The organism is Streptomyces sp. NPDC055239 (assembly GCF_053606205.1).
On sequence record NZ_JBSGRD010000005.1, the window covers coordinates 258295 to 278831 of the forward strand.

Consider the following 20537-nt stretch of genomic DNA (forward strand, 5'->3'; position numbering starts at 1 on the left):
GCGCGCAGCGGTCTCAGCGGGCTCAGATCCGGCGCCGCGCCTTCCGCGCGCGCCGCACCACCGCCGCCGCACCGAGCAGCGCGACCGTCGCACCGGCGGCACCCGCGGCCGTCGCGTCCTTGCGCCCGAGCCTGCGTCCCGCCACGGTTCGGCGCCCCGCGACCTCTTCGAGCAGCTCCGCGAGGACCTCCTCGTTGGTCCATTGGGGCCGCCATCCGGCGTCGTGCAGCCTGCTGACGCTGACCACCCAGGGATACATCGTGTACGCGAGGTCACCGGCCGGGGACGGAGTGAGACCGATCCGGTGCAGCCGGGCCGCCGCCCCGAGTGCCACCGTGGAGGGCAGCTCCATACGACGGATCTCGCTGAGCTCCTCGACCTCTTCCTGCTCGAGCCATCCGTCGCAGCCGACGGCAAGCTCCCCGTCGACCTTCTCCAGGACGGCGTACTCCAGGGCGCTGCACAGATCCTCGACATGGCAGAACTGCCAGGCCGGGCGCGAGCCCGCCACCACGAGCAGCCGGGGCGACTCGAAGTACCGCGTGAGCGCGGTGTCCGTGCCGCCCACCAGGACGGCCGGCCGCACCACGGTGACGTTCAGACCGGGGTGGGCACGGGGTGCGCGCCGGGCGAGCCGCTCGACCTCGAGAAGATCGCCGACGCCGGTCGCCTCCGCGGTGGCACGCAGTTCGGCGTCTTCGGAGAGGGGCAGTTCGTTGTCGGACAGTGCTCCGTAGACCATCGCCGACGTGCAGAGCACGACACGGTGGACACCGGCCGCGGCGGCGGCCGTGAGGACGGTCTGCGTGCCGCGTACGTTGTACGCCGTACGGGCGGCGGCGTCGGTCTCCAGGTCGAGATCGAGCGCGAGGTGGACCACGACGTCCGCGCCCCGCAGCTTCTCGGCGATGGCCGGATCCCTGACGTCCAGGATGTGCCACTGGGCCTGGGCGCACTCGCCCCGCCGCTCGTCGATGGCGACGACCTGCTTGATCTCTTCGGACGCGGCGAGGCGCTCGGTCAGCAGAGCGCCCACGCCGGACGCGGCGCCGGTGACGGCGACCACGGGCCCCCGGACAGGAGCCGGTGTGGAAAGGTTTCGCGCTGCGCGAACCTGTGGATCTGGGGAACTCACCAGGCGTCTCCAGCGGTTGTCTTCAGTAGATACGCAAATGACGCGTACGTACCAGGTGGCATCCATCCTGCCGCAGGCCATGAGTCGGCGAAGCACTGAGGCCCTATCCCGTCACGGTGTCTACGCTGGGTGGTGTTGTAAGGCAGCCGCCGCCGGAACAGTACCGGTGGCCTGACGAGCCGAGGAATCCCGTGAGTGACACCCCATTCGGATTCGGCCTTCCGCCGGAGGAGCCGGAGAACGGCGACGAGGGCAAGAAGAAGGACAGCCCCGGAGGGGGACAGGGTGCAGGTGGTGGCCCTGGGAACCCGTTCGGCTTCGGAGGCCTGCCCGGCGCGGGCGGTCCCGGCGGCCAGGGCGGTGACAATCCGTTCGCCGCGATGTTCGGTTCGATGAATCCGAACGACCTGGGCGCCGCGTTCCAGCAGCTCGGCCAGATGCTCAGTTACGAGGGCGGCCCGGTGAACTGGGACATGGCGAAGGACATCGCCCGCCAGACGGTCTCCCAGGGCACGCCCGACGGCACCAAGGACTCCAGCGTCGGTCCCGCGGAGCGCGGCGCGGTCGAGGAGGCCGTCCGCCTCGCCGACCTGTGGCTCGACGACGCGACGTCGCTGCCGTCCGGCTCCGGCGTGGCCGTGGCCTGGAGCCGCGCCGAGTGGGTCGAGGCGACCCTTCCGGTGTGGAAGGAGCTGGTCGACCCGGTCGCCGAGCGCGTCGGCCTCGCCATGGGCGACGTGCTGCCCGAGGAGATGCAGGCCATGGCGGGCCCGCTGATCGGGATGATGCGCTCCATGGGCGGCGCCATGTTCGGCCAGCAGATCGGCCAGGCCGTGGGCGTGCTCGCGGGCGAGGTCGTCGGCTCCACCGACATCGGCCTGCCGCTCGGCCCGGCAGGCAAGGCCGCCCTCCTTCCGGTGAACGTCGAGGCCTTCGGCAAGGACCTGGGCATCGCCCAGGAGGAGGTCAGGCTCTACCTGGCGCTGCGCGAAGCCGCCCACCAGCGGCTCTTCGCCCACGTGCCGTGGCTGCGCTCGCATCTGTTCGGCGCGGTCGAGGGCTACGCCCGCGGCATCAAGGTCGACACGGCCAAGCTGGAGGACGTCGTCGGCCAGCTCGACCCGCAGAATCCCGAGCAGCTTCAGGAAGCACTCCAGCAGGGCATGTTCCAGCCGGAGGACACCCCCGAGCAGAAGGCCGCCCTGGCGCGCCTGGAGACGGCTCTCGCGCTCGTCGAGGGCTGGGTGGACGCAGTCGTCCACGCGGCGGCCAAGCCCCGCCTGACGTCCGCGGACGCCCTCCGCGAGACGCTGCGCCGCCGCCGTGCGACGGGCGGACCCGCAGAGCAGACCTTCGCCACGCTCATCGGCCTGGAGCTGCGCCCGCGCAGGCTGCGGGACGCCTCGCGCCTGTGGGCCTCGCTCACGGACGCGCGCGGCGTGGACGGACGCGACGGCCTGTGGGCACACCCGGACATGCTGCCGACGGCCTCGGACCTGGACGACCCGGACGGGTTCGTGCACCACGAGCAGCTGGACTTCTCCGAGCTGGACAAGATGCTCGGCGAGGCGGCGGGCGGCTCCACCAAGCCGGACCTCAAGAAGGACACAGAGGGCGCTGAGGGCTCTGAGGACGAGGACAAGGGCGACAGCGAGAAGTGAGCCTTCACGACGACGCGGTCCTCGTACTGAAGAGCTACGAGGACCAGGAAGAGCTGCGCCAGTACTACCTCGACCATCTCGCCGCCCACCCCGAGGACGGCATGTGGAAGGCCTGCACGGACGGACATGTGACGGCCAGCGCCTTGGTGATCGACCCGGCACGCGGGCGCGTGCTGCTCACCCTGCACAAGAAGCTGCGGATGTGGCTTCAGATGGGCGGTCACTGCGAGCCGGGCGACCCGACGCTGGCCGCGGCGGCGCTGCGTGAGGCGACGGAGGAGTCCGGGATCCGAGACCTCACGCTCCTGCCGGGCGGCCCGGTGCGCCTCGACCGGCATCCGATCCCCGGGCCGTGCACGCAGCACCTCGACGTGCAGTACGCCGCCCTCGCCCCTTCAGGCGCGACCGAGGCGATCAGCGACGAGTCCCTGGACCTGCGCTGGTTCGCCTACGACGAGGTGGCGGAGGTGGCGGACGAGTCGGTGGTCCGCCTGACGGAAGCAACGAGGGCGCGGCTGTAGTACGGGCCCCGAAAGGGGCGCGGGGAACTGCGCGACCAGCCACAAGCCGGCCCGCAGTTCCCCACGCTCCTTTTGGTTCGGTCCCGCCCGGAGAGGGCTCAGCTCCAGACGTTGCCCTGGTTCTGCCCGCGAGCCCCCTGCTGGCCCATGCCGTACTGAGCCCGGGCACCCTGCCCGATGACCGCGTTCTGGGGCGGCAGCATCTCGCTCGGCTGGACGAGGGCGTAGCCCTGGCCCATGAAGCTGAGCTCCCAGCCCTCACCGGTGTTGCCGCGGCGCCGCCACACGCCCGATGAGTGCGTCTGGGCCTGCATCTGCACCCGCAGGCCGTTGGACCAGGCGACGATCGCGTCGGCGTCGGCGTTCACGTACTGGTCCGGCGTGACCTGCAGCATCAGCGGCTGGCCCGAGGTCATCAGGGCGACCTTGCCACGGCCCGTGATGTTGAGCTGGTACTTGCCGGAGCCGGAGATGCCGTACTGGCTGTCCACGGCGATGACCTGGTGGGTCAGCGACGAGTCGAGCGCCAGGACATAGCTGCTGTCCACGGTCAGGCCGTCCCGGTCCACATCCACTACGTGGATGTACTGGGCCAGGTTGGCGAGATAGACCGTGCCCTGTCCGTGGCAGCGCATCAGGTCGAGACCCTCGCCGGTGTGCGCGCGGGCCCGCTGGTTGCCCTGGCTCTGGTACTCGGCGTCGAACTCCATCAGCCCCTGGTAGGCGACCATGGCCCCCTTGCGGGCCAAGATGTCGTCGTGGCCCGCGAGGGCGACCCGAAGGAGCTGCGGGTTCTGGACGGTGTAGCGCTCCTGAGTCTGCTGCTCGGAGTGCGCGAAAAGTGGGCTCTGCATGGTGTGTTGCTCCCCCTCAGCCCCGAGCTCGGAGACGGTCGGTGCTGTCCTCGCTGGGCTGTACGACGACGATGCCCTCCCCGGAGAAGCCCATCTGGTAGGCCTCGCCGCTGCCGCGCCCGATGAGCGAACCGGCCTTGAAGCTGCGCTTGCCCTTCACCTTGAGGTTCGGGGACCAGGCGATCAGGGCGTCCGGGTCGACGTACGTCTCGTCCTCGCCGCGGCCGCAGTCGACGACGACCGGGGTGCCGCGGGAGGTCAGTGCCACCCAGCCCTGGCCGGAGAGCTTGATGTTCCACAGGCCCTGACCGGCGAACTTGGCCATGCCCTTGACCCGCTCGACGCCCCACTGGAGGGATGTGTCGAAGGCAAGCAGGTTCGTGCCGTTCACCGAGAGCGAGTCGCCCGCCAGGTTGATGACGACGACGTCGGCTCCGTAGTCGGCGAGATAGAGCAGGCCGTCTCCGGAGCACTTCATCAGAGGTGCGCCCTCGCCGGTCATCCACTCCTTCGCGATCTGACGGACGGCGGGCGGATTGGGCTCGTACTGCACGAACCCTTCGTAGGCGACCATCGAGCCCACGCGCGCGAGGAGGTCGTTTCCGGTCTGCATCGCCACCTTGAGCATGTGGTGGCCGTGGTTCTCCATACGGGCAGCGACGGGTGCCGCGGCGAAGCCCGCGAGTTGCTGATTCATGACGGGCTCCCTCAGACCTCGAACGGCTGGACGATGATGAAGTTGCCGGGTGCGCCCCGGAACTGCAGGTTCACGCTCTCCCCCGTGGAGCCCGCGTACGCGTTGCTGCGCAGCCGGACCTGGCTGGAGACGATCGCCTGAGCCGCCGCCGACCAGGCGACCACGGCGTGGCAGTCGGCGAACGTCGTCGGCGTGACGGGCAGCACGACGGGCACACCGTGCGTCTTGACGATGACCGTGCCGGTGCCCTGGAACTGCATCACGAACAGCGCGCCACCGGGGATCCCGTGGCCCTCGATCCTGCGCACCTCGTGCTGGAGCGTCTCGTCGAACGCGAGGACGTTCTCCGCGGAGACACAGATCGCGTCCCCCTGGAGCTCGATGGGGTGCAGATACGTGGCTTCCTCGGCGAGGAAGACCTGGCCCCGGCCGGAGCAGCGCATCAGCTGCATCTCCTGGCCGGTGGAGTTGCCCACGACGCGGCCCGCGAAGCCCGCGCCCTTGTAGCTGAACTCGACCTTGCCCTGGTAGAGCACCATGCTGCCTTGGCGGGCGAGCACGGCCTGCTCGCTGATGCCGAGGTCGACGCGGATCAGCTTCTCGTTCTGCTGCGTCCAGCGCTGCCCGGTGGGGGCCTCGCGGTACGCCGCGAGAGCCGCGGTCACGCCGCCGGCCTGCGTGGAGCCCTGAGGAACGCCGGCTCCGTACGGGGACGGGGCGGCGGGCTGACCGGGGAACTGGCCGGGGGGCTGCTGGCCGTAGCCGGGAGGCATCGGAGCGCTGGGCTGCTGGCCGTAACCGGGCGGCGGGGGCGCCGACTGGCCGGGGACCTGGCCGTACTGCGGCTTCGGCTGTCCGTAGGGCTCGGGCGGCGGCGGGGGCGGGGGCGGCATCATGCCGCCCTGCGGCTGGTTCATCGGCGCCACGATCGTCTGCGCGGCGTGCACCGACGGGTCTACGGGAGCCGGTGCGGGCGGCGGAGTGGCACCCTGCGGCGGCGCGAAGTTCTGGGCCGGGGCAGGTGCGGGCGCGGGAGCGGGGGCCGGGGTCTGCGCGGGTGCCGCCGGGGCACCGAACGCGGGCGGCGCGGCTGCCTGGCCGGGCGGCGCGAAGGACGGCGCGCCGGTGGCCTGCGGTGCCTGCGGCGCGGGCTCCTCCTCGGCGACCTCGCCGCCGAAGTTCTTCAGGAGCGCGTCGAGACCGCCGTCGAAGCCCTGGCCGATCGCGGCGAACCGCCAGACGTCCTTCATATAGAAGTCGCCCAGCATCACGGCACGTTCCGTGGAGAACTCCGTGCCGTTGAAGGAGTAGCGGGCCACTTCCTCGCCGCCCGCGACGATCCGGATGTAGCCGGGGGCGACCTGCGACATCTGCCCCGCGCCGTCGATCGTCGCGGTGAACGACAGCTTCTGGATCTGCGACGGGATCCGGTCGAGCGTGACCCGGAAGGACTCCGTGTCACCGGCCTGCGCGCCGAGGAGCTGGATGGACTCCTCGGGCGACTTCGGCTGGTTGAAGAAGATGAAGTAACTGTCGTCCGAGAGCCGCTCGTCCGCGTCCAGGCCGAAGCAACTGATGTCGAAGCTCAGTCCGGGGGCGGAGATCTGCACGCCTACGTACAGATCGGTGCCCGCGGTGAGGTCACTGATCTTGGCCTTGTGGCCGCGTTGGAATTCCCTGGCCATACGTAACGACCGTCCCCCATCCCGAATGTAAATGCGTCGCGTCAGGCTAACCGCAAAGTCCAACAGCGAACCAAGCCGGTACAGACCCGGTACACAACATCCGAGCGGAGCGGAAGTTCACTCGTCTCGGGCGGCGGGCTGGTGGGGCAGCCGGTCGGCCGCGACCACACCTTCGAGGTACCCACGAGCCCGCTCCGTCCGGGGGTAGGCCTCGAGGAGTTGCCAGAAGTCGGATCCGTGCCCGGGTACGAGCAGATGCGCGAGTTCGTGGACGAGAACGTAGTCGACGACGTACTCGGGCATGCCCTGCAGCCGGTGCGAAAGGCGGATGCTGCCCTCCGCCGGGGTGCACGAACCCCATCGGGTGTTCTGATTCGTGACCCACCGAACGGACGCGGGCCTGGCCCGACCGCCGAAGTACTGCTCGGAGAGCCGCTCGGCGCGCTCGACGAGCTCCGCGTCGCCCAGGACCCGCTTGCTCTCCTGGGCCGCGAGCTTGTCGAGCATGACGTTGACCCAGCGCTGTTCCTCGGCCTCGGACATGCGGGCGGGGATGAGCACGACGGTGCGATCGCCCTCTCGGTACGCGGAGACCGTTCGGCGGCGGCGGGCGCTCCTTCTGACCTCGACCGCGCTCGCCCCATAGCCGGGTGACGGCGGGCTGGTCATGCTGCGCTGTGGGTTTGCGGCGCGGTGCAGTGGGTCGGCGGGCACGCCCCGACGTTACCCGCTGGGCAGGGGGGAAGTCCCGCCTCCGGATCGGTTCGGCGGGGTATCGCTCCCCGTCCGATCGATTAGTACGACGAACACCCCCTGCCTGTGGACAACGCTCGGCGGGTATCCGCCGGGGCGGGCATTCTGGCTGACGACCGGCGATGCGGACGGGGACCGACAGCGCCTGACGACCACGGGGGACGACCATGCATCCGATCTTGAAACCGGCGTTGCGGCGCGGCTGGCGCGATCTGAACACCATCCAGTTCGGCGTGGCGCCCGCACACGCCCAGGTGCTCGGTCCTGTCGACACGGCGACGGGCAGCTTTCTCCAGCTCCTGGACGGGACACGCGGGCTGCCGCTCCTTCGCGACGAGGGCAGACGGATGGGCCTGCCCGACGATCACGTGGACAAGCTGGTGCGGCGGCTGTCCAGGGCCGGGCTGCTCGACGACGCGACGGGAGGCGGCGCCGCGGCCGACGCCCTGCGCAAGCGGGGCCGGGCCATGGACCGGCTGCGCCCGGATCTGGCCTCTCTGTCGGTCGTGACTCCCGAGCCGGGCGACGGAATGAGGAAACTGGCCGCGCGCCGCGCCATGCGGGTCCAGGTCCGGGGCGCGGGCCGGGTGGGCGCGGTGGTGGCCTCGGTCCTTTCCGGGGCGGGCGTGGGGCAGGTCGATGTGATGGAGGGAGGAGTCGTCGAACCCTGGGATGTGGCGCCGGGCGGTCTGCCCGCCGACGCGGTCGGCGATCGCAGGGACGTGGCGGCGCGGCGGGTCGTGCGGCAATCGGCTCCGGACCGGCCGCCCCGTCGGGGGCGGAAAGGAGCGGGGGCGCCAGGGGAAGGGGAGCCGGAACTCTCCCTGGTGATCATCGCTCCGCGTGACGGTCTGGACGTTCATGCTCCCGACCCGGTCGCCGCCGAGCCGTTCGTCTCGTCGGGAACACCGCATCTTTATGCGGGCGTGATCGAGGGAACCGGAGTGGTGGGTCCGCTCGTCCTGCCGGGGACGACGGCCTGCGCGGGCTGTCTGGCGCTGGGGCGTGCGGATCGGGATCCCACCTGGCCGCGCATGCTGGCGCAGTGGCGTTCGGGACGCGCGCGCCATGTCACCGCATGCGATCTCGCCCTTTCGACCACCGTCGCCGGCCTTGCCGCGGCGCATGCTCTCGCCTTTCTGGACGGGGCTGCACCGGCGAGTGCGGGAGCGCGCTGGGAGGCGTCGGTGCCCGGGTTCGACTGGCATGCACGGCCGGTTTCACCGCATCTCGCGTGCCCGTGCGGGGCGGGTGTGGTGGATAAGGGGGAACACCCCGCCGGGGCTCGAGAGCCGCACGACACAATGGCCGGGTAACCGCCTGCCAAGGCGTGGCTGTCTGGGATTTGGAGGGGCGCATGTCTGATCTTCCCCGGAAGGCGGTAACCCGTACCGCCAAGCTGGCCGCGCTGCCACTCGGCTTTGCCGGGCGGGCGACCTGGGGTCTCGGCAAGCGGATCGGAGGTAAATCGGCGGAGATCGTCGGCCGTGAGCTGCAGCAGCGCACGGCGGAGCAGCTGTTCAAAGTGCTCGGCGAGCTCAAGGGCGGGGCCATGAAGTTCGGCCAGGCCCTTTCGGTCTTCGAGTCGGCGCTGCCGGAGGAGGTCGCGGGACCCTATCGCGCCGCGCTGACGAAGCTGCAGGAAGCGGCGCCGCCGATGCCCACGCGCACCGTGCACGCCGTGCTCGCGGAGCGGCTCGGCGATGACTGGCGCGAGCTGTTCCTGGAGTTCGAGGACAAGCCGGCCGCCGCCGCGTCGATCGGCCAGGTCCACCGAGCGGTGTGGGAGGACGGGCGCGAGGTCGCGGTCAAGGTGCAGTATCCGGGGGCGGGCGAGGCACTGCTCTCCGACCTGAACCAGCTCAGCCGGTTCGCCAGGCTTCTGGGGCCGCTGATTCCGGGGATGGACCTCAAGCCGCTCATCGCGGAGCTGCGCGACCGCGTCTCGGAAGAGCTCGACTACGGCCTTGAGGCCCAGGCGCAGCACGCGCACGCCGAGGAGTTCGCGGACGATCCGGATGTCGTGGTGCCCGATGTGGTGCACCAGAGCGAGCAGGTCCTGGTGACGGAGTGGATCGACGGGGTGCCCCTGTCGGACGTGATAGCGGACGGCACGCAGGAGCAGCGGGACCGGGCGGGACAGCTCCTTGCCCGCTTCCTCTTCTCGGGTCCGGCGCGCACAGGCCTGCTGCACGCCGATCCGCACCCGGGCAACTTCCGTCTGCTGCCCGACGAGGAGGGCGGTTGGCGGCTCGGGGTCCTCGACTTCGGCACGGTGGACCGGTTGCCCGGCGGGCTCCCCCCGACCATCGGCCGCTCCTTGCGGATGACGCTCGACGGCGAGGCCGACGCGGTCTACGCGATGCTGCGCGAGGAGGACTTCGTCCAGGAGTCCGTCGAGCTGGAGCCGGACGCGGTCCTCGACTATCTGCTGCCGATCATCGAACCGATGCTGGTGGAGGAGTTCACCTTCACCCGCGGCTGGATGCGCGGCCAGGCGGCGCGGGTGGCCGATCCCCGCTCCCCCGCCTATCAGTTGGGCAAGCGCCTCAACCTCCCGCCGTCGTATCTGCTGATACACCGTGTGACGTTGAGCACGATCGGGGTGCTCTGTCAGCTCGGGGCGACGGTGCGGATGCGGGACGAGCTCGAGGAGTGGCTGCCGGGCTTCGTGGAAGAGGAGCCGCAGGAGCAGGAGGCGGACGATCCGGCGGCCGGGGCCTGAGGCCGTCGGCCCGCTCTCACCATCGGCTCGTCCTCACCGTCGGCTCGTCCTCACCACCAGGGTGAGTCGAGTCGTCCCTCGATGGCTCTGATGTTCTCGCGGGCGCAGGAGTCACAGAAGTAGCGGCGGGCGCCGTTCTCCACGGAACAGGTCCAGGTGGGCGGCGCGCCTTCGGCGACCGTTCCGCAGCGGGAACACACGAGATTCTCGGCGCCCGCGGGCTGAGGATTGTGCTGGTCCACCCAGCGACCATATCGCCGCTTGTGGAGCTTCGCCCGGCACAACGCACCGCGGGGACCGGTCCGTTCGGACCGGCCCCCGCGGGCATCGTGGTGAAGCTCAGGCAACGCTCCGGATCGTCACTGCATGACGGCCAGGGCGAGCGCGCGCTTGGCGCGCAGCGACGCGCGCTCGGCGCGGCGCTGCATCCGGCGGGCCGCCATCACACGGGCGGCCGGGCGCTGGGCCTCGGCTTCCAGCATGCGTTCGTGCATATGCGCACGAGCCAAGGCTTCTGGGATGAGTTGCATCTCGCGGGTCCTGTTCTGGCGCGAGTCGTTCGCACCGGTGGTGGTGAAGTCCTGGGGGGCGGAGCCTGCGGGCTCGGCGGTGGCTGTCTTCATCGGGGCCTGCTTCTTGGGGTCGTGCGTCAGGGGGCGATCGATCGTTCCGATGGCGTTCATGCGGCAACAACCGGGTTCTTGCGCGGACGGCCACGGGGCCGCTTGCGGGCAACGACGACACCCTGGACGAAGAGCTCGCCGCCCCAGACGCCCCACGGCTCACGCCGCTCCTTGGCGCCGGCCAGGCAGGCCTCCATCAGCGGGCAGGTACGGCAGAGGGACTTGGCGTACTCGACGTCCGCCGGCGACTCGGCGAAGAAGACCTCCGGGTCGTAGGCACGGCAGGGGACGGGCACGCCGAGGTTCTCGATGGCGTCGTCGAGCGCGGTGAGCGCGGTGAGGGGAGTCAAGGTCGGGTCCTCCGTGGGAACGGGCGGGGGGAGAGTCTCTGAAGGCGGTACGGACGGGGCGTGCGCTTCGAGTTGCACGGTGGTGTTTTCCTCGTCTGGTCGTGCCGGCCTGGGTCGGCCGGTTGGCGGCTGGTACCGGGTCTTGCTCGGCCCCTTCGCTCCGTCATCCCGTTTTGGGGAAAACAGAAGGGCCGCGGATCCCGGGTGGGGTTCCGCGGCCCTGAAGGCGCCGGTCTGATCGAGGATCAGACTGGATCACTCCAGGGTTCGAGCCCACGGAAGGCCCACATCGTGTGGTGGTGCTGCGTCTGCTGCTGGGTCGTGCGCTTCTTGGATCCGGCACCGGCTGCGGCAAAGGCATAAGCCTTGGCCTGTCCTGTCGCTACTGCTTCCGGTGCCTTGGTCGCTCGCTCGCTGCCCTCATTGACCTCACGCATCGGAAGCACGTCGAGAGCGATGTGAGCGGTGCGCGGGACGGACAGAGGCAGGACGGAGGACTCCGGACGGACGGCGGCGGCAGCGATGCCACCGGACAGACCGGTGCCCAGGTTCGAGAAGCCGAGCAGGCAGGAAGCGACGACCGAGCGATCGGTCATTTTCACGGTGCTGATGAAGCTCTCGTTGATGCTGATCACTGGAATCGCCTCCTCTCGGCGTCTATGGGATCGGCGGACCGATCCTGCGGGCTATTAAGTACAGCACGGGGCGAGGGCTTCGGAGAAGCCGCCGTTCCCGTGCTTAAGAACCTATGGGTCTTCCTTGCGCATGCGCAAACTATTTTTTCGACGAGTTTGAATCAGTTGCCATCGGCGCCCCTTACACCCTCTCCACCTGCACAAATGGCGAGGACATCAGATCCATAGCGGTTGAGCTTGCGCACGCCGACGCCGGGGATCCGAGCCAACTCGCCCTCCTCGTCGGGTGCGGCCTCCGCGATGGCGATCAAAGTCTTGTCCGTGAACACGCAGTACGCGGGCTGTCCCAGCTCCTTCGCCTGGTCCGATCGCCACTCCCGCAACCTCTCGTAGAGCCCCTCGTCCATGTCGGACGGGCAGTCCTCGCACCGCATCAGTTTCATCTCGCCCGCGTCGGTCAGGGTCCGCCCGCACACGCGGCAACGGGCCGGGGACCTGCCCGTCCTGCGACGGCTCCTGGCGCCGCCGCTCTCCTCGCCGCCGCTGCCGTGGCCGCGCTCGACGCCACCGGGCCCGCCGCCCGCAGCGCGTGCTCCGGCACCCGCCCCCGAGCCCGGGCGCAGCCCGTCCAGGAAGCGGCTGGGACGGCGTCCCGCGCGACCGCCCGGTGAGCGGGAAAGGGCCCAGGAGAGGGAGAGGTGGAGGCGGGCCCGGGTGACTCCCACGTACAGGAGGCGGCGCTCCTCCTCGACCTGCTCGTCGGTCTTGGCGTACGTGATCGGCATCATGCCCTCGGCGAGGCCGACCAGGAAGACGGCGTCCCACTCCAGGCCCTTGGCGGCGTGCAGCGAGGCGAGGGTGACGCCCTGGACGGTCGGCGCGTGCTGGGCGTTCGCGCGCTCGTCGAGCTCCCCCACGAGGTCGGAGAGCGTCGCCCCGGGCTTGGCCCGCTCGAAGTCCTCGGCGAGGCGCACCAGGGCCGCCAGGGACTCCCAGCGGTCGCGGGCCGCGCCGGAGCCCGCCGGGGGCTGTGTCGTCCAGCCCTTCGTGGAGAGGACGGCACGCACCTGCGAGGGCAGGTCGACGACGTCGTCAAGGAGGGAGTCGTTGCCCCCGAAGCGGGCCGCGCCGCGCAGGGCCGCGCCCGCCTCCCGGACCTCGGTGCGCTCGAAGAACCGCTCGGCGCCGCGCAGCTGATAGGGCACGTTGGCGTCGGCGAGCGCCTGTTCGTAGATCTCGGACTGGGAGTTCGTGCGGAAGAGGACCGCGATCTCGCTCGCCGGTACGCCGTCGGCGATGAGGGCCCTGATGCGGCGGGCGGCGCCTTCGGCCTCGGCGGGCTCGTCCGCGTACTCCGTGTAGACCGGCTCGGCCCCGGCGTCGCGTTGCGAGATCAGTTCGAGGCGGTGGTCCGCGGCGCGGCCCCGGGCTTGGGAGAGCAGGCCGTTGGCGAGGTGGACGACCTGGGGCGTCGAGCGGTAGTCCCGCACCAGTTTGACGACCGTCGCTCCCGGGTGGCGGGTGCGGAAGTTCAGCAGGTGGTCGGGGGTCGCGCCGGTGAAGGAGTAGATCGTCTGGCTGGCGTCGCCGACGACGCAGAGGCTGTCGCGGTCACCGAGCCACAGCTCCAGGAGGCGCTGCTGGAGCGGGCTGACGTCCTGATACTCGTCGACCACGAAGTGCTGATACTGGGCGCGGACCTGGTCGGCGATGTCGTGACGGTCCTGGAGGATGCCGACGGCGAGGAGCAGGACGTCTTCGAAGTCGATGACGGCGCGGTCGCGCTTGAGGTCTTCGTACGCCCCATAGATCTGGGCGATCTCCGCCGCGTCCCGGGGGATGAGGCGGCCCGACTTGGCGGCGACGGCCGCATAGTCCGCGGGGACGGTCTGGGTGACCTTGGACCACTCGATCTCGCTGGTCACGTCGCGCAGTTCATTGCGGTCGAGGCGGATGCGGGAGGCGGCCGCCGCGTCCGCGACGAGTTTGATCTTGCGGTCGACGATCCGGGGCAGCTGGCCACCGACTGCTTTCGGCCAGAAGAACTGGAGCTGGCGCAGGGCGGCGGAGTGGAACGTGCGCGCCTGGACTCCGGAGGCACCCAGCTGGCGCAGGCGTCCGCGCATCTCGCCCGCCGCGCGGTTGGTGAACGTGACGGCGAGCACGCTGGCGGGCTGGAGGATCCCGGCGCGCACGCCGTAGGCGATCCGGTGGGTGATCGCCCGTGTCTTGCCCGTCCCGGCGCCCGCCAGGACACACACCGGTCCGTGCAGGGCCGTCGCCACCTCGCGCTGCTCGGGGTCGAGCCCGGCGAGCACCGCGTCGGCAGAGTCCGGGACCTGCGGGAAGAGGGTGGAGTGCGTTGCTGCTGTCACCCCGCCATGCTGCCAGGTCGCCGGAGACGCGTGAGCCCGTTGTCCACAGGGAGGCCCGCGCGGTCGTACTAATGCGGGAATGGTGGCCGGGTCACGTACGTTCAGGTCATTGCGATGACGCACCCCGAGCAACAAAGGAGCGCGAGACACATGCCGGGCACTGTGACGATGTACAGCACCACGTGGTGCGGCTACTGCCGCCGGCTCAAGGGCCAGATGGACCGCGAGGGCATCACGTACAACGAGATCAACATTGAGCACGACCCGGATTCCGCGACCTTCGTCGAGAAGGCGAACGGCGGAAACCAGACGGTTCCCACCGTTCTCTTCCCGGACGGCTCGACGCTGACGAACCCGTCGCTCGCCCAGGTGAAGCAGAAGCTGGCCGCCTGAGCGGCCGGGGCCCCGGCGGGGTCCTAGCCGACGGTGCCCGGCTTCGGCAGGGGCTTGCCGTACCAGAGCTCGATCAGTCGGGCCGCAATCGAGATTCCGTACGGAGGCAGGACCTCCCCGGACTCGAATGCGGCCCGCAGGTCGTCCCGGGAGAACCAGCGGGCCTCGGAGATCTCCTCGCCGTCCACGTTGATCTCCGACGACGTGGCGTCGGCCATGAAGCCCAGCATCAGGCTGGAGGGGAAGGGCCAGGGCTGGCTCGCGACGTACTCGACGCCGCCGACCACGACACCGGCCTCCTCCCAGACCTCGCGCCGCACCGACGTCTCGATGGACTCGCCCGGCTCCACGAAGCCCGCAAGGGTCGAGAAGCGGCCCTCGGGCCAGTGCACCTGGCGGCCCAGGAGCGCGCGGTCCTGGTCGTCCGTCACCAGCATGATCACGGCCGGGTCCGTGCGCGGGTAGTGCTCGGCGCCGCACGCCTGGCAGCGGCGGATGTGTCCTGCCGCCGCGATGACGGTGCGCTCGCCGCAGCGCGAGCAGAAGCGGTGCAGGCGCTGCCAGTTCTCCAGGGCGACGGCGTGCACCATCAGACCCGCGTCACGGGGCGACAGGAGGAGCCCCGCCTCACGCAGGCCCGCGGGGCGCGCCTGCTGGTCCATGCGGCCCGGCAGGGAGTCCTTCTGCAGCGCGAAGTAGCTGACGCCGTCGTCGTCCGTGCCCAGGAAGTAGCGGTGGGCCTCGGTGAGGGGCGCCTCGAAGGACGGGGTCATCACCAGTTCGGTGGTGCCGTCCGGTGTCTCGTCGATGAGTACCTGGCCGCCGGAGACCACGAAGACCCGTGTCGTGGGGTGGCTCCAGGCGGCGGCGAGCCAGGCCTCGTCGAGGCGGTGGTGGGCTGCGCGATCGATGCCGCTCGGTGCGGTGAGCGAGACGGGACGGTCAGCGGCGCGTTCGGTCCAGGTGGTCACAGGTGCTTCCAACTCCCCCGATGGAATGGGTGGTTCAGCAAGGTCGACAAGGCGAGGCTCAGTGTGCGTCCCGCCAGTTCTCGGCGAGATCGCCCCACAGGTAGGCCGTCGTCTCGACTCCCTTGAGGAGCAGATCGATCTCGACCTTCTCGTTCGGCGCGTGCCAGCCGTCGGACGGCACGGAGATGCCCAGGAAGAGCACGGGGGCGGCGAGTACGTCCTGGAGATCGGCGGCCGGTCCCGAACCGCCCTCTCGGGTGAAGCGGATCGGCTGTTCGAAGGCCTTGCCCATCGCCCGTACGACTGACTGCAGGGCGGGGTGGTCGAGCGGCGTCAGGCACGGGCGCGTGGCGGAGCCGAAGGTGATCGTGTGGCTGATTCCGTTCGGCAGCTGGTCGGCGACCCAGGTGCGCACGGCCTCTTCGACGCGGTCCGGGTCCTGGCCCGCGACGAGCCGGAAGGAGAGCTTCAGGAAGGCGGACGACGGGACGATCGTCTTGCCGCCCGGTCCTTGGTAGCCGCCGCCGATGCCGTTGACCTCGGCGGTGGGGCGGGCCCAGATGCGCTCCAGGGTGGTGTGGCCCGCTTCTCCGTGGGTCGCGTGCGACTTGGCCGTGCGCAGCCAGCTCTCCTCGTCGAAGGGCAGCTCGGCGAAGAGCTCGCGCTCGCGGTCGGTGAGTTCGGTGATGCCTTCGTAGAAGCCGGGGACGGCCACGCGCGCGTGCTCGTCGTGCAGCGCGGCGACGAGGCGCGCGGCGGCGGTCGCCGGGTTCGGTACGGCGCCGCCGAAGGAGCCCGAGTGGATGTCCTGGTCGGGTCCGCGCAGCTCGATCTCGCAGTCGGCGAGGCCACGCATGCCGGTGCAGACCGTCGGGGTGTTCTCCGACCACATGCCGGTGTCCGAGACGATCACCGCGTCGGCCGCGACGCGCTCCTTGTGCTGCTCGATCAGCGCGCGGAAGTTCGGGGAGCCCGACTCCTCCTCGCCCTCGATCAGGAGCTTGAGGTTCACCGCGGGGGCGGTGCGGCCGGTGGCGGCGAGGTGGGCGCGGACGCCGAGTGTGTGGAAGAACACCTGGCCCTTGTCGTCGGCAGCCCCGCGCGCGTAGAGGCGGTTTCCCTGGACGACGGGCTCGAAGGGGTCGGTGTGCCAGCCGTCCTCGCGGGCCGCGGGCTGCACGTCGTGGTGGCCGTAGACCAGGACCGTGGGGGCCTCGGGGTCCCCGGAGGGCCAGTCGGCGAAGACTGCGGGAGCGCCGGCCGTCGGCCAGACCTCGACGGTCGGGAAGCCGGTCTCCTTGAGCTGGGCCGCGAGCCAGTCCGCGCTGCGCCGCACGTCCTGTCCGTGATCGGGCCGTGCCGACACGGACGGGATGCGCAGCCACTCGGCGAGATCGTCGAGGAAGGCGGCACGGTGGGTCTGGATGAACGTACGGACGGCGCTGCCGCCACTGACGTCGCTGTCAACGGACTGGCTCATGGTCACGAGCCTATCCGCCCCCGGGAGCCGACTCGTCCGCTGGTTCATCACCCGGACGCCCGCCCGGTTCGTCCAGGAGAATCCGCTCGAGATCGGCCCGGCCCGGCAGGTGCGCGGGGCGCGAGACCTCACCGCTGCGCACGTACAGGAACGACGCCTTCACGGACTCCGGGGGCACGTCGTGCAGCTCGGCCCAGGCCAGGCGGTAGACGGCGAGCTGGAGCGGGTCGGCGGTGCGGGTGCGGCTGGTCTTCCAGTCGACGATCTCGTACGTCACGTCGTCGCCGTCGACCTCCTTGTAGACCGCGTCGATCCGGCCTCGGACGACACGGCCCGCGAGCGTCAGCTGGAAGGGCACCTCGACGCGGTGGGGGGTGCGGTGGGCGTACTCGGTGCGCTCGAAGGCTTCCTTGAGGGCCTCCAGATCGCGTTCGTCGGCGATCTCGGCCTCTCCGGGGCCACCGCCCGGCAGGTCGTCGGGGGCGAGCAGCGGGAGGCGCAGCTCCTCGAAGCGGGTCTCGATCCAGGCGTGGAAACGGGTGCCCCGGCGGGCCGCGGGCTGCGGCGGGCGTGGCATGGGGCGCGCGAGCTCCTGCGCGAAGCCCTCCGGGTCGGCGGCAAGGCGCAGCACTTCGGACGCGGTGAGCGATGCCGGTACGGGAATGTCCCTGATCGCTTCTCGGGCGCGCAGGAGTTCGCCGGTGAGGGCGTCCAGGTCACGGTCCCAGGAGGCGAGCGTGCGGGACTCCTCCGGGGTGAGGCGGGACTCCTCGGGGGCGGCGTCGGCAGCAGGGGCGGCGTCGGCGGGGTGCGGGCGGGCGGTCGCGGAGGGCGGGGCGGCGACCTGGTGCGGGATCGCCGGGCGGGCCGATGTCCAGGAGTCCCAGTCGTCGGGGTCCTCGGGGTCGGCCTCGGGCTGATCGGCCTCTCCGTAGAGCGGCTCTTCGTCCTCCGGAGGGGGCGGCCAGTCCGGGTCTTCGGACGGGGGCACGTCGTCGTACGCCGAAGGGTGGGGCTCCACGTGCGAGCGGGCGTCGCCGTCCGGAGCCCCCTCCCCCGTCTCCCCCGTCAGGCCGTCCAGATGCGTGAGGACCGTCTGCGCGGCGGCCCGGCGGCGGGCAAGCGACGTGTCGTCCAGCGGGAGCGGCCACGCGTGCTCGGCGGCGGCCTCCGCCAGGGCGGGGTTCTCCTCGCCCTCCTCCGGTTCGTCCGCCCAGGCCTCGATCTCTCCGTGGCCCACCGCGCAGTGGTCGTACAGCGCCTTGAGGAAGTCCGAGGGGCCGCGCGGCTTCTTCTGTGAAGGGCCCCACCAGTGTCCTGAGCCCAGGAGCAACGAGCGGGGGCGGGTGAACGTCACATAGCCGAGGCGGAGCTCCTCGGTGCGCTGGTGGTCCTTCATGTCCTCGTGGAACGCCTTCATGGACCGGGAGTCCCACGCCTCGATGTCGGGCAGGGTCGCCGCGTCCCCACGCAGCGCGTGCGGGACGACCTTGCCCTGGGCCGTCCACTTCTCGCGGCCCTGGGTGCTGGGGAACGTCGCGGTGACCAGGCCGGGGACGGCCACTACGTCCCACTCCAGGCCCTTGGACTTGTGCGCGGTGAGCACCTTGACGGTGTTCTCGCCGCCGGGCAGGGCGTTGTCCAGACCCTTCTCGTACTGCGCGGCCGTCCGCAGGAAGGCGAGGAAGGCAAGGAGGCTCGCCCCGCTGTCGTTCGCGGCGAAGGACGCGGCGACATCCAGGAAGTTCGACAGCGTCTCGCGGCGACGGGCCGCGAGGGCGTGCGGTGACGCGGAGAGTTCGACCTCGAGGCCCGTGACGGCGAGCACCCGGTGCAGCACGTCCATCAGCGGGTCGGCGAGGGAGCGGCGCAGATCGCGGAGTTCGACGGCGAGGCGGGCGAACCGCACCCTCGCCTCCGGCGAGAAGGGCAGACCGTCGTCCTGCGCGTCCTCCTCCAGAGGCGTCTCCAGGAACGTGTCGAGTGCGTCCGCGAGCGATATCACCTCGGCCGGGTCGACCCCCTCGACCGCTTCGGCGAGCCGCCGGTCCGGGTCGTCGGAGGCCGCGTGCCCATGGCGTACGAGAAGGCGTGCACGGCGGCCCAGGAGGGCGAGGTCGCGGGGGCCGATGCGCCAGCGCGGGCCGGTCAGCAGCCGCACCAGGGAGGCGTTCGCGCCCGGGTCCTGGAGCACTTCGCAGACGGCGACGAGGTCGGCGACCTCCGGCAGGTGCAGAAGCCCGGAGAGGCCGACGACCTCCACGGGGACGTCGCGGGCGACGAGCGCTCCCTGGATCTGTGCGAAGTCCGTCGCCGTGCGGCACAGGACCGCGATCTCGCCGGGGGCCTTTCCGGTGCGCACGAGGTGCGCGAGGGAGTCGGCGATCCAGTCGATCTCTTCGGCGTGCGTGCAAAGGAGGGCGCAGCGCACCATGCCGTCGCGCTCGGCGCCGGGCGCGGGCCGCAGGGCCTCCACGCCCGCGTGCATCGCGCGCAGCGGCTCCGCGAGGCCGTTGGCGAGGTCCAGGAGACGGCCGCCGCTGCGGCGGTTCTCGCTGAGCGCGTGGCGGGCGGCGGGGCGTCCGTCGGCGTGCGCGAAGTGCTCGGGGAAGTCGTCCAGGTTCGCCACGGAGGCACCGCGCCAGCCGTAGATCGCCTGGCAGGGGTCGCCCACCGCCGTCACGGGGTGGCCCGTGCCGCCTCCGAAGAGGCCTGCCAGGAGGATGCGCTGGGCCACCGACGTGTCCTGATACTCGTCGAGCAGGACGACCCTGAACTCCTCGCGCAGGATCTCGCCGACCTCCGCGCGGGTGCGGGCGAGCGTCGCCGAGAGGGCGATCTGGTCGCCGAAGTCGAGGAGGTCGCGGGAGCGCTTGGCCTCCCTGTAGCGGCCGACGAGCTCGGCGAGTTCGAGCCGGGCCGCCGCCGTCTCCGGCACCTTGCGCAGGTCCGCGTTGGAGAGCTTGGCGCTCTCCAGGGCGTGCAGCAGTTCGGTGTCGTACGCGCGGAGCCTGTCGGGGCGCACGAGGTGCTCAGCGAGCTCGCTGTCGAGCGCGAGGAGATCGCTGACGAGGTCGGGGAAGGAGCGGGTCAGCGCGGGATACGGTCCCGGCGCCTCGCGCAGCACGCGCGCGGCGAGCTGGAAGCGGGTGGCGTCGGCGAGCAGCCGGGCGGTGGGTTCGAGCCCTATGCGCAGGCCGTGGTCGGTCAGGAGGCGGCCCGCGAAGGCGTGGTAGGTGGAGATGACGGGCTCGCCCGGAGGGTGGTCCGGGTCGAGCGCCTCGGGGTCGGTGACCCCGGCCCTGATGAGCGCCTGCCGCACGCGCTCGGCGAGTTCGCCCGCCGCCTTGTTCGTGAACGTCAGGCCGAGGACCTGCTCCGGGGCGACCTGGCCGGTGCCGACCAGCCAGACCACGCGGGCCGCCATCACCGTCGTCTTGCCCGACCCGGCTCCGGCCACGATCACCTGCGGGGCGGGCGGCGCGGTGATGCAGGCCGTCTGCTCCGGGGTGAACGGGATGCCGAGGAGCTCTTTGAGCTGCTCGGGGTCGGTGATACGAGGTGGCACGTCAGAGAGGCTAGCGGCGGCCACTGACAACCGGGGCGTACCCGGCCGTCAGGGGCCGCGGCCAGGAGGCCCTCAGGGGGCGCCGCCGCGAGGCTGCGAGGGACCGCCGCC

Annotated in this window: 18 protein-coding genes; 5 read left to right on the forward strand and 13 right to left on the reverse strand. The window is 71.1% G+C overall.

Going from position 1 to position 20537, the window contains the following annotated elements; genetic code table 11:
- Positions 1 to 22 precede the first annotated feature (22 nt).
- On the reverse strand, positions 23 to 1135 hold the full coding sequence (locus ACWFRJ_RS19410) for an SDR family oxidoreductase (protein ID WP_389903430.1): 1113 nt from the start codon (positions 1133 to 1135) through the stop codon (positions 23 to 25).
- A 191-nt stretch (positions 1136 to 1326) separates the two neighbouring features.
- On the opposite strand from ACWFRJ_RS19410, the gene ACWFRJ_RS19415 reads away from it, so the two are divergent.
- Entirely contained in the window at positions 1327 to 2796 is a 1470-nt protein-coding gene (locus tag ACWFRJ_RS19415; protein ID WP_453531833.1) for a zinc-dependent metalloprotease, read from the forward strand.
- Positions 2793 to 3317, forward strand: coding sequence for an NUDIX hydrolase (locus tag ACWFRJ_RS19420; RefSeq protein ID WP_453531836.1), 525 nt, complete (start codon positions 2793 to 2795; stop codon positions 3315 to 3317). Before ACWFRJ_RS19415 ends, ACWFRJ_RS19420 begins: the two co-directional genes overlap by 4 nt.
- 98 nt (positions 3318 to 3415) lie before the next feature.
- On the opposite strand, the gene ACWFRJ_RS19425 is transcribed toward ACWFRJ_RS19420, so the two are convergent.
- The 4 genes from ACWFRJ_RS19425 to ACWFRJ_RS19440 all read right to left on the reverse strand — a co-directional run bounded on the left by ACWFRJ_RS19425 (position 3416) and on the right by ACWFRJ_RS19440 (position 7267).
- On the reverse strand, positions 3416 to 4171 hold the full coding sequence (locus ACWFRJ_RS19425; protein WP_453531839.1) for an AIM24 family protein: 756 nt from the start codon (positions 4169 to 4171) through the stop codon (positions 3416 to 3418).
- Between the two features lie 16 nt (positions 4172 to 4187).
- On the reverse strand, positions 4188 to 4868 hold the full coding sequence (locus tag ACWFRJ_RS19430) for an AIM24 family protein (RefSeq protein ID WP_453531842.1): 681 nt from the start codon (positions 4866 to 4868) through the stop codon (positions 4188 to 4190).
- Positions 4869 to 4879: 11 nt separating this feature from the next.
- A complete protein-coding gene (locus ACWFRJ_RS19435; protein ID WP_453531845.1) occupies positions 4880 to 6553 on the reverse strand; it encodes a TerD family protein in 1674 nt (557 codons plus the stop codon).
- Positions 6554 to 6670: 117 nt separating this feature from the next.
- A complete protein-coding gene (locus ACWFRJ_RS19440; protein ID WP_453531848.1) occupies positions 6671 to 7267 on the reverse strand; it encodes a M48 metallopeptidase family protein in 597 nt (198 codons plus the stop codon).
- A 206-nt stretch (positions 7268 to 7473) separates the two neighbouring features.
- Between ACWFRJ_RS19440 and ACWFRJ_RS19445 the strand changes: the two genes are divergently transcribed.
- On the forward strand, positions 7474 to 8622 hold the full coding sequence (locus ACWFRJ_RS19445) for a ThiF family adenylyltransferase (RefSeq protein WP_453531850.1): 1149 nt from the start codon (positions 7474 to 7476) through the stop codon (positions 8620 to 8622).
- Positions 8623 to 8663: 41 nt separating this feature from the next.
- Positions 8664 to 10031 (forward strand): ABC1 kinase family protein, encoded by a 1368-nt coding sequence (locus tag ACWFRJ_RS19450; protein ID WP_453531853.1) that lies wholly within the window; start codon positions 8664 to 8666, stop codon positions 10029 to 10031.
- A 50-nt stretch (positions 10032 to 10081) separates the two neighbouring features.
- Here ACWFRJ_RS19450 and ACWFRJ_RS19455 read toward each other — a convergent pair whose 3' ends face one another.
- From ACWFRJ_RS19455 to ACWFRJ_RS19475, 5 genes are all read right to left on the reverse strand, one after another.
- Entirely contained in the window at positions 10082 to 10273 is a 192-nt protein-coding gene (locus ACWFRJ_RS19455) for a hypothetical protein (RefSeq protein ID WP_453531856.1), read from the reverse strand.
- Between the two features lie 117 nt (positions 10274 to 10390).
- Positions 10391 to 10714, reverse strand: a complete 324-nt coding sequence (locus tag ACWFRJ_RS19460) for a hypothetical protein (protein WP_453531859.1) — start codon at positions 10712 to 10714, stop codon at positions 10391 to 10393.
- A complete protein-coding gene (locus ACWFRJ_RS19465; RefSeq protein ID WP_190082052.1) occupies positions 10711 to 11082 on the reverse strand; it encodes a WhiB family transcriptional regulator in 372 nt (123 codons plus the stop codon). Before ACWFRJ_RS19465 ends, ACWFRJ_RS19460 begins: the two co-directional genes overlap by 4 nt.
- A 167-nt stretch (positions 11083 to 11249) precedes the next feature.
- Positions 11250 to 11639, reverse strand: coding sequence for a hypothetical protein (locus tag ACWFRJ_RS19470; protein WP_453531862.1), 390 nt, complete (start codon positions 11637 to 11639; stop codon positions 11250 to 11252).
- A 161-nt stretch (positions 11640 to 11800) separates the two neighbouring features.
- The gene (locus ACWFRJ_RS19475; RefSeq protein WP_453532401.1) at positions 11801 to 14119 is read right to left on the reverse strand and encodes an ATP-dependent DNA helicase UvrD2; all 2319 of its coding nucleotides are present in this window, start codon (positions 14117 to 14119) and stop codon (positions 11801 to 11803) included.
- 45 nt (positions 14120 to 14164) lie between these two features.
- On the opposite strand from ACWFRJ_RS19475, the gene ACWFRJ_RS19480 reads away from it, so the two are divergent.
- Positions 14165 to 14407 carry a mycoredoxin gene (locus ACWFRJ_RS19480; protein ID WP_249587883.1) on the forward strand — a complete coding sequence of 81 codons (243 nt, stop codon included), beginning with the start codon at positions 14165 to 14167 and terminating at the stop codon, positions 14405 to 14407.
- A gap of 23 nt (positions 14408 to 14430) precedes the next feature.
- Here ACWFRJ_RS19480 and nudC read toward each other — a convergent pair whose 3' ends face one another.
- Genes nudC through ACWFRJ_RS19495 form a run of 3 tightly spaced genes read right to left on the reverse strand, consistent with a single transcriptional unit; the run spans position 14431 to position 20426 of the window.
- The gene (gene nudC / locus ACWFRJ_RS19485; RefSeq protein ID WP_453531865.1) at positions 14431 to 15378 is read right to left on the reverse strand and encodes an NAD(+) diphosphatase; all 948 of its coding nucleotides are present in this window, start codon (positions 15376 to 15378) and stop codon (positions 14431 to 14433) included.
- 58 nt (positions 15379 to 15436) lie between these two features.
- Positions 15437 to 16858 (reverse strand): dipeptidase, encoded by a 1422-nt coding sequence (locus ACWFRJ_RS19490; protein ID WP_453531868.1) that lies wholly within the window; start codon positions 16856 to 16858, stop codon positions 15437 to 15439.
- Positions 16859 to 16868: 10 nt separating this feature from the next.
- A complete protein-coding gene (locus ACWFRJ_RS19495) occupies positions 16869 to 20426 on the reverse strand; it encodes a UvrD-helicase domain-containing protein (RefSeq protein ID WP_453531871.1) in 3558 nt (1185 codons plus the stop codon).
- Between the last annotated feature and the right edge of the window lie 111 nt (positions 20427 to 20537).

Excerpts from the sequence above, each read along its gene's own strand:
- ACWFRJ_RS19425 (WP_453531839.1), bottom strand. The coding sequence starts at position 4,171 with ATGCAGAGCCCACTTTTCGCGCACTCCGAGCAGCAGACTCAGGAGCGC.
- ACWFRJ_RS19430 (WP_453531842.1), bottom strand. The coding sequence starts at position 4,868 with ATGAATCAGCAACTCGCGGGCTTCGCCGCGGCACCCGTCGCTGCCCGT.
- ACWFRJ_RS19435 (WP_453531845.1), bottom strand. The coding sequence starts at position 6,553 with ATGGCCAGGGAATTCCAACGCGGCCACAAGGCCAAGATCAGTGACCTC.
- ACWFRJ_RS19445 (WP_453531850.1), top strand. The coding sequence starts at position 7,474 with ATGCATCCGATCTTGAAACCGGCGTTGCGGCGCGGCTGGCGCGATCTG.
- ACWFRJ_RS19450 (WP_453531853.1), top strand. The coding sequence starts at position 8,664 with ATGTCTGATCTTCCCCGGAAGGCGGTAACCCGTACCGCCAAGCTGGCC.
- ACWFRJ_RS19460 (WP_453531859.1), bottom strand. The coding sequence starts at position 10,714 with ATGAACGCCATCGGAACGATCGATCGCCCCCTGACGCACGACCCCAAG.
- ACWFRJ_RS19480 (WP_249587883.1), top strand. The coding sequence starts at position 14,165 with ATGCCGGGCACTGTGACGATGTACAGCACCACGTGGTGCGGCTACTGC.
- ACWFRJ_RS19490 (WP_453531868.1), bottom strand. The coding sequence starts at position 16,858 with ATGAGCCAGTCCGTTGACAGCGACGTCAGTGGCGGCAGCGCCGTCCGT.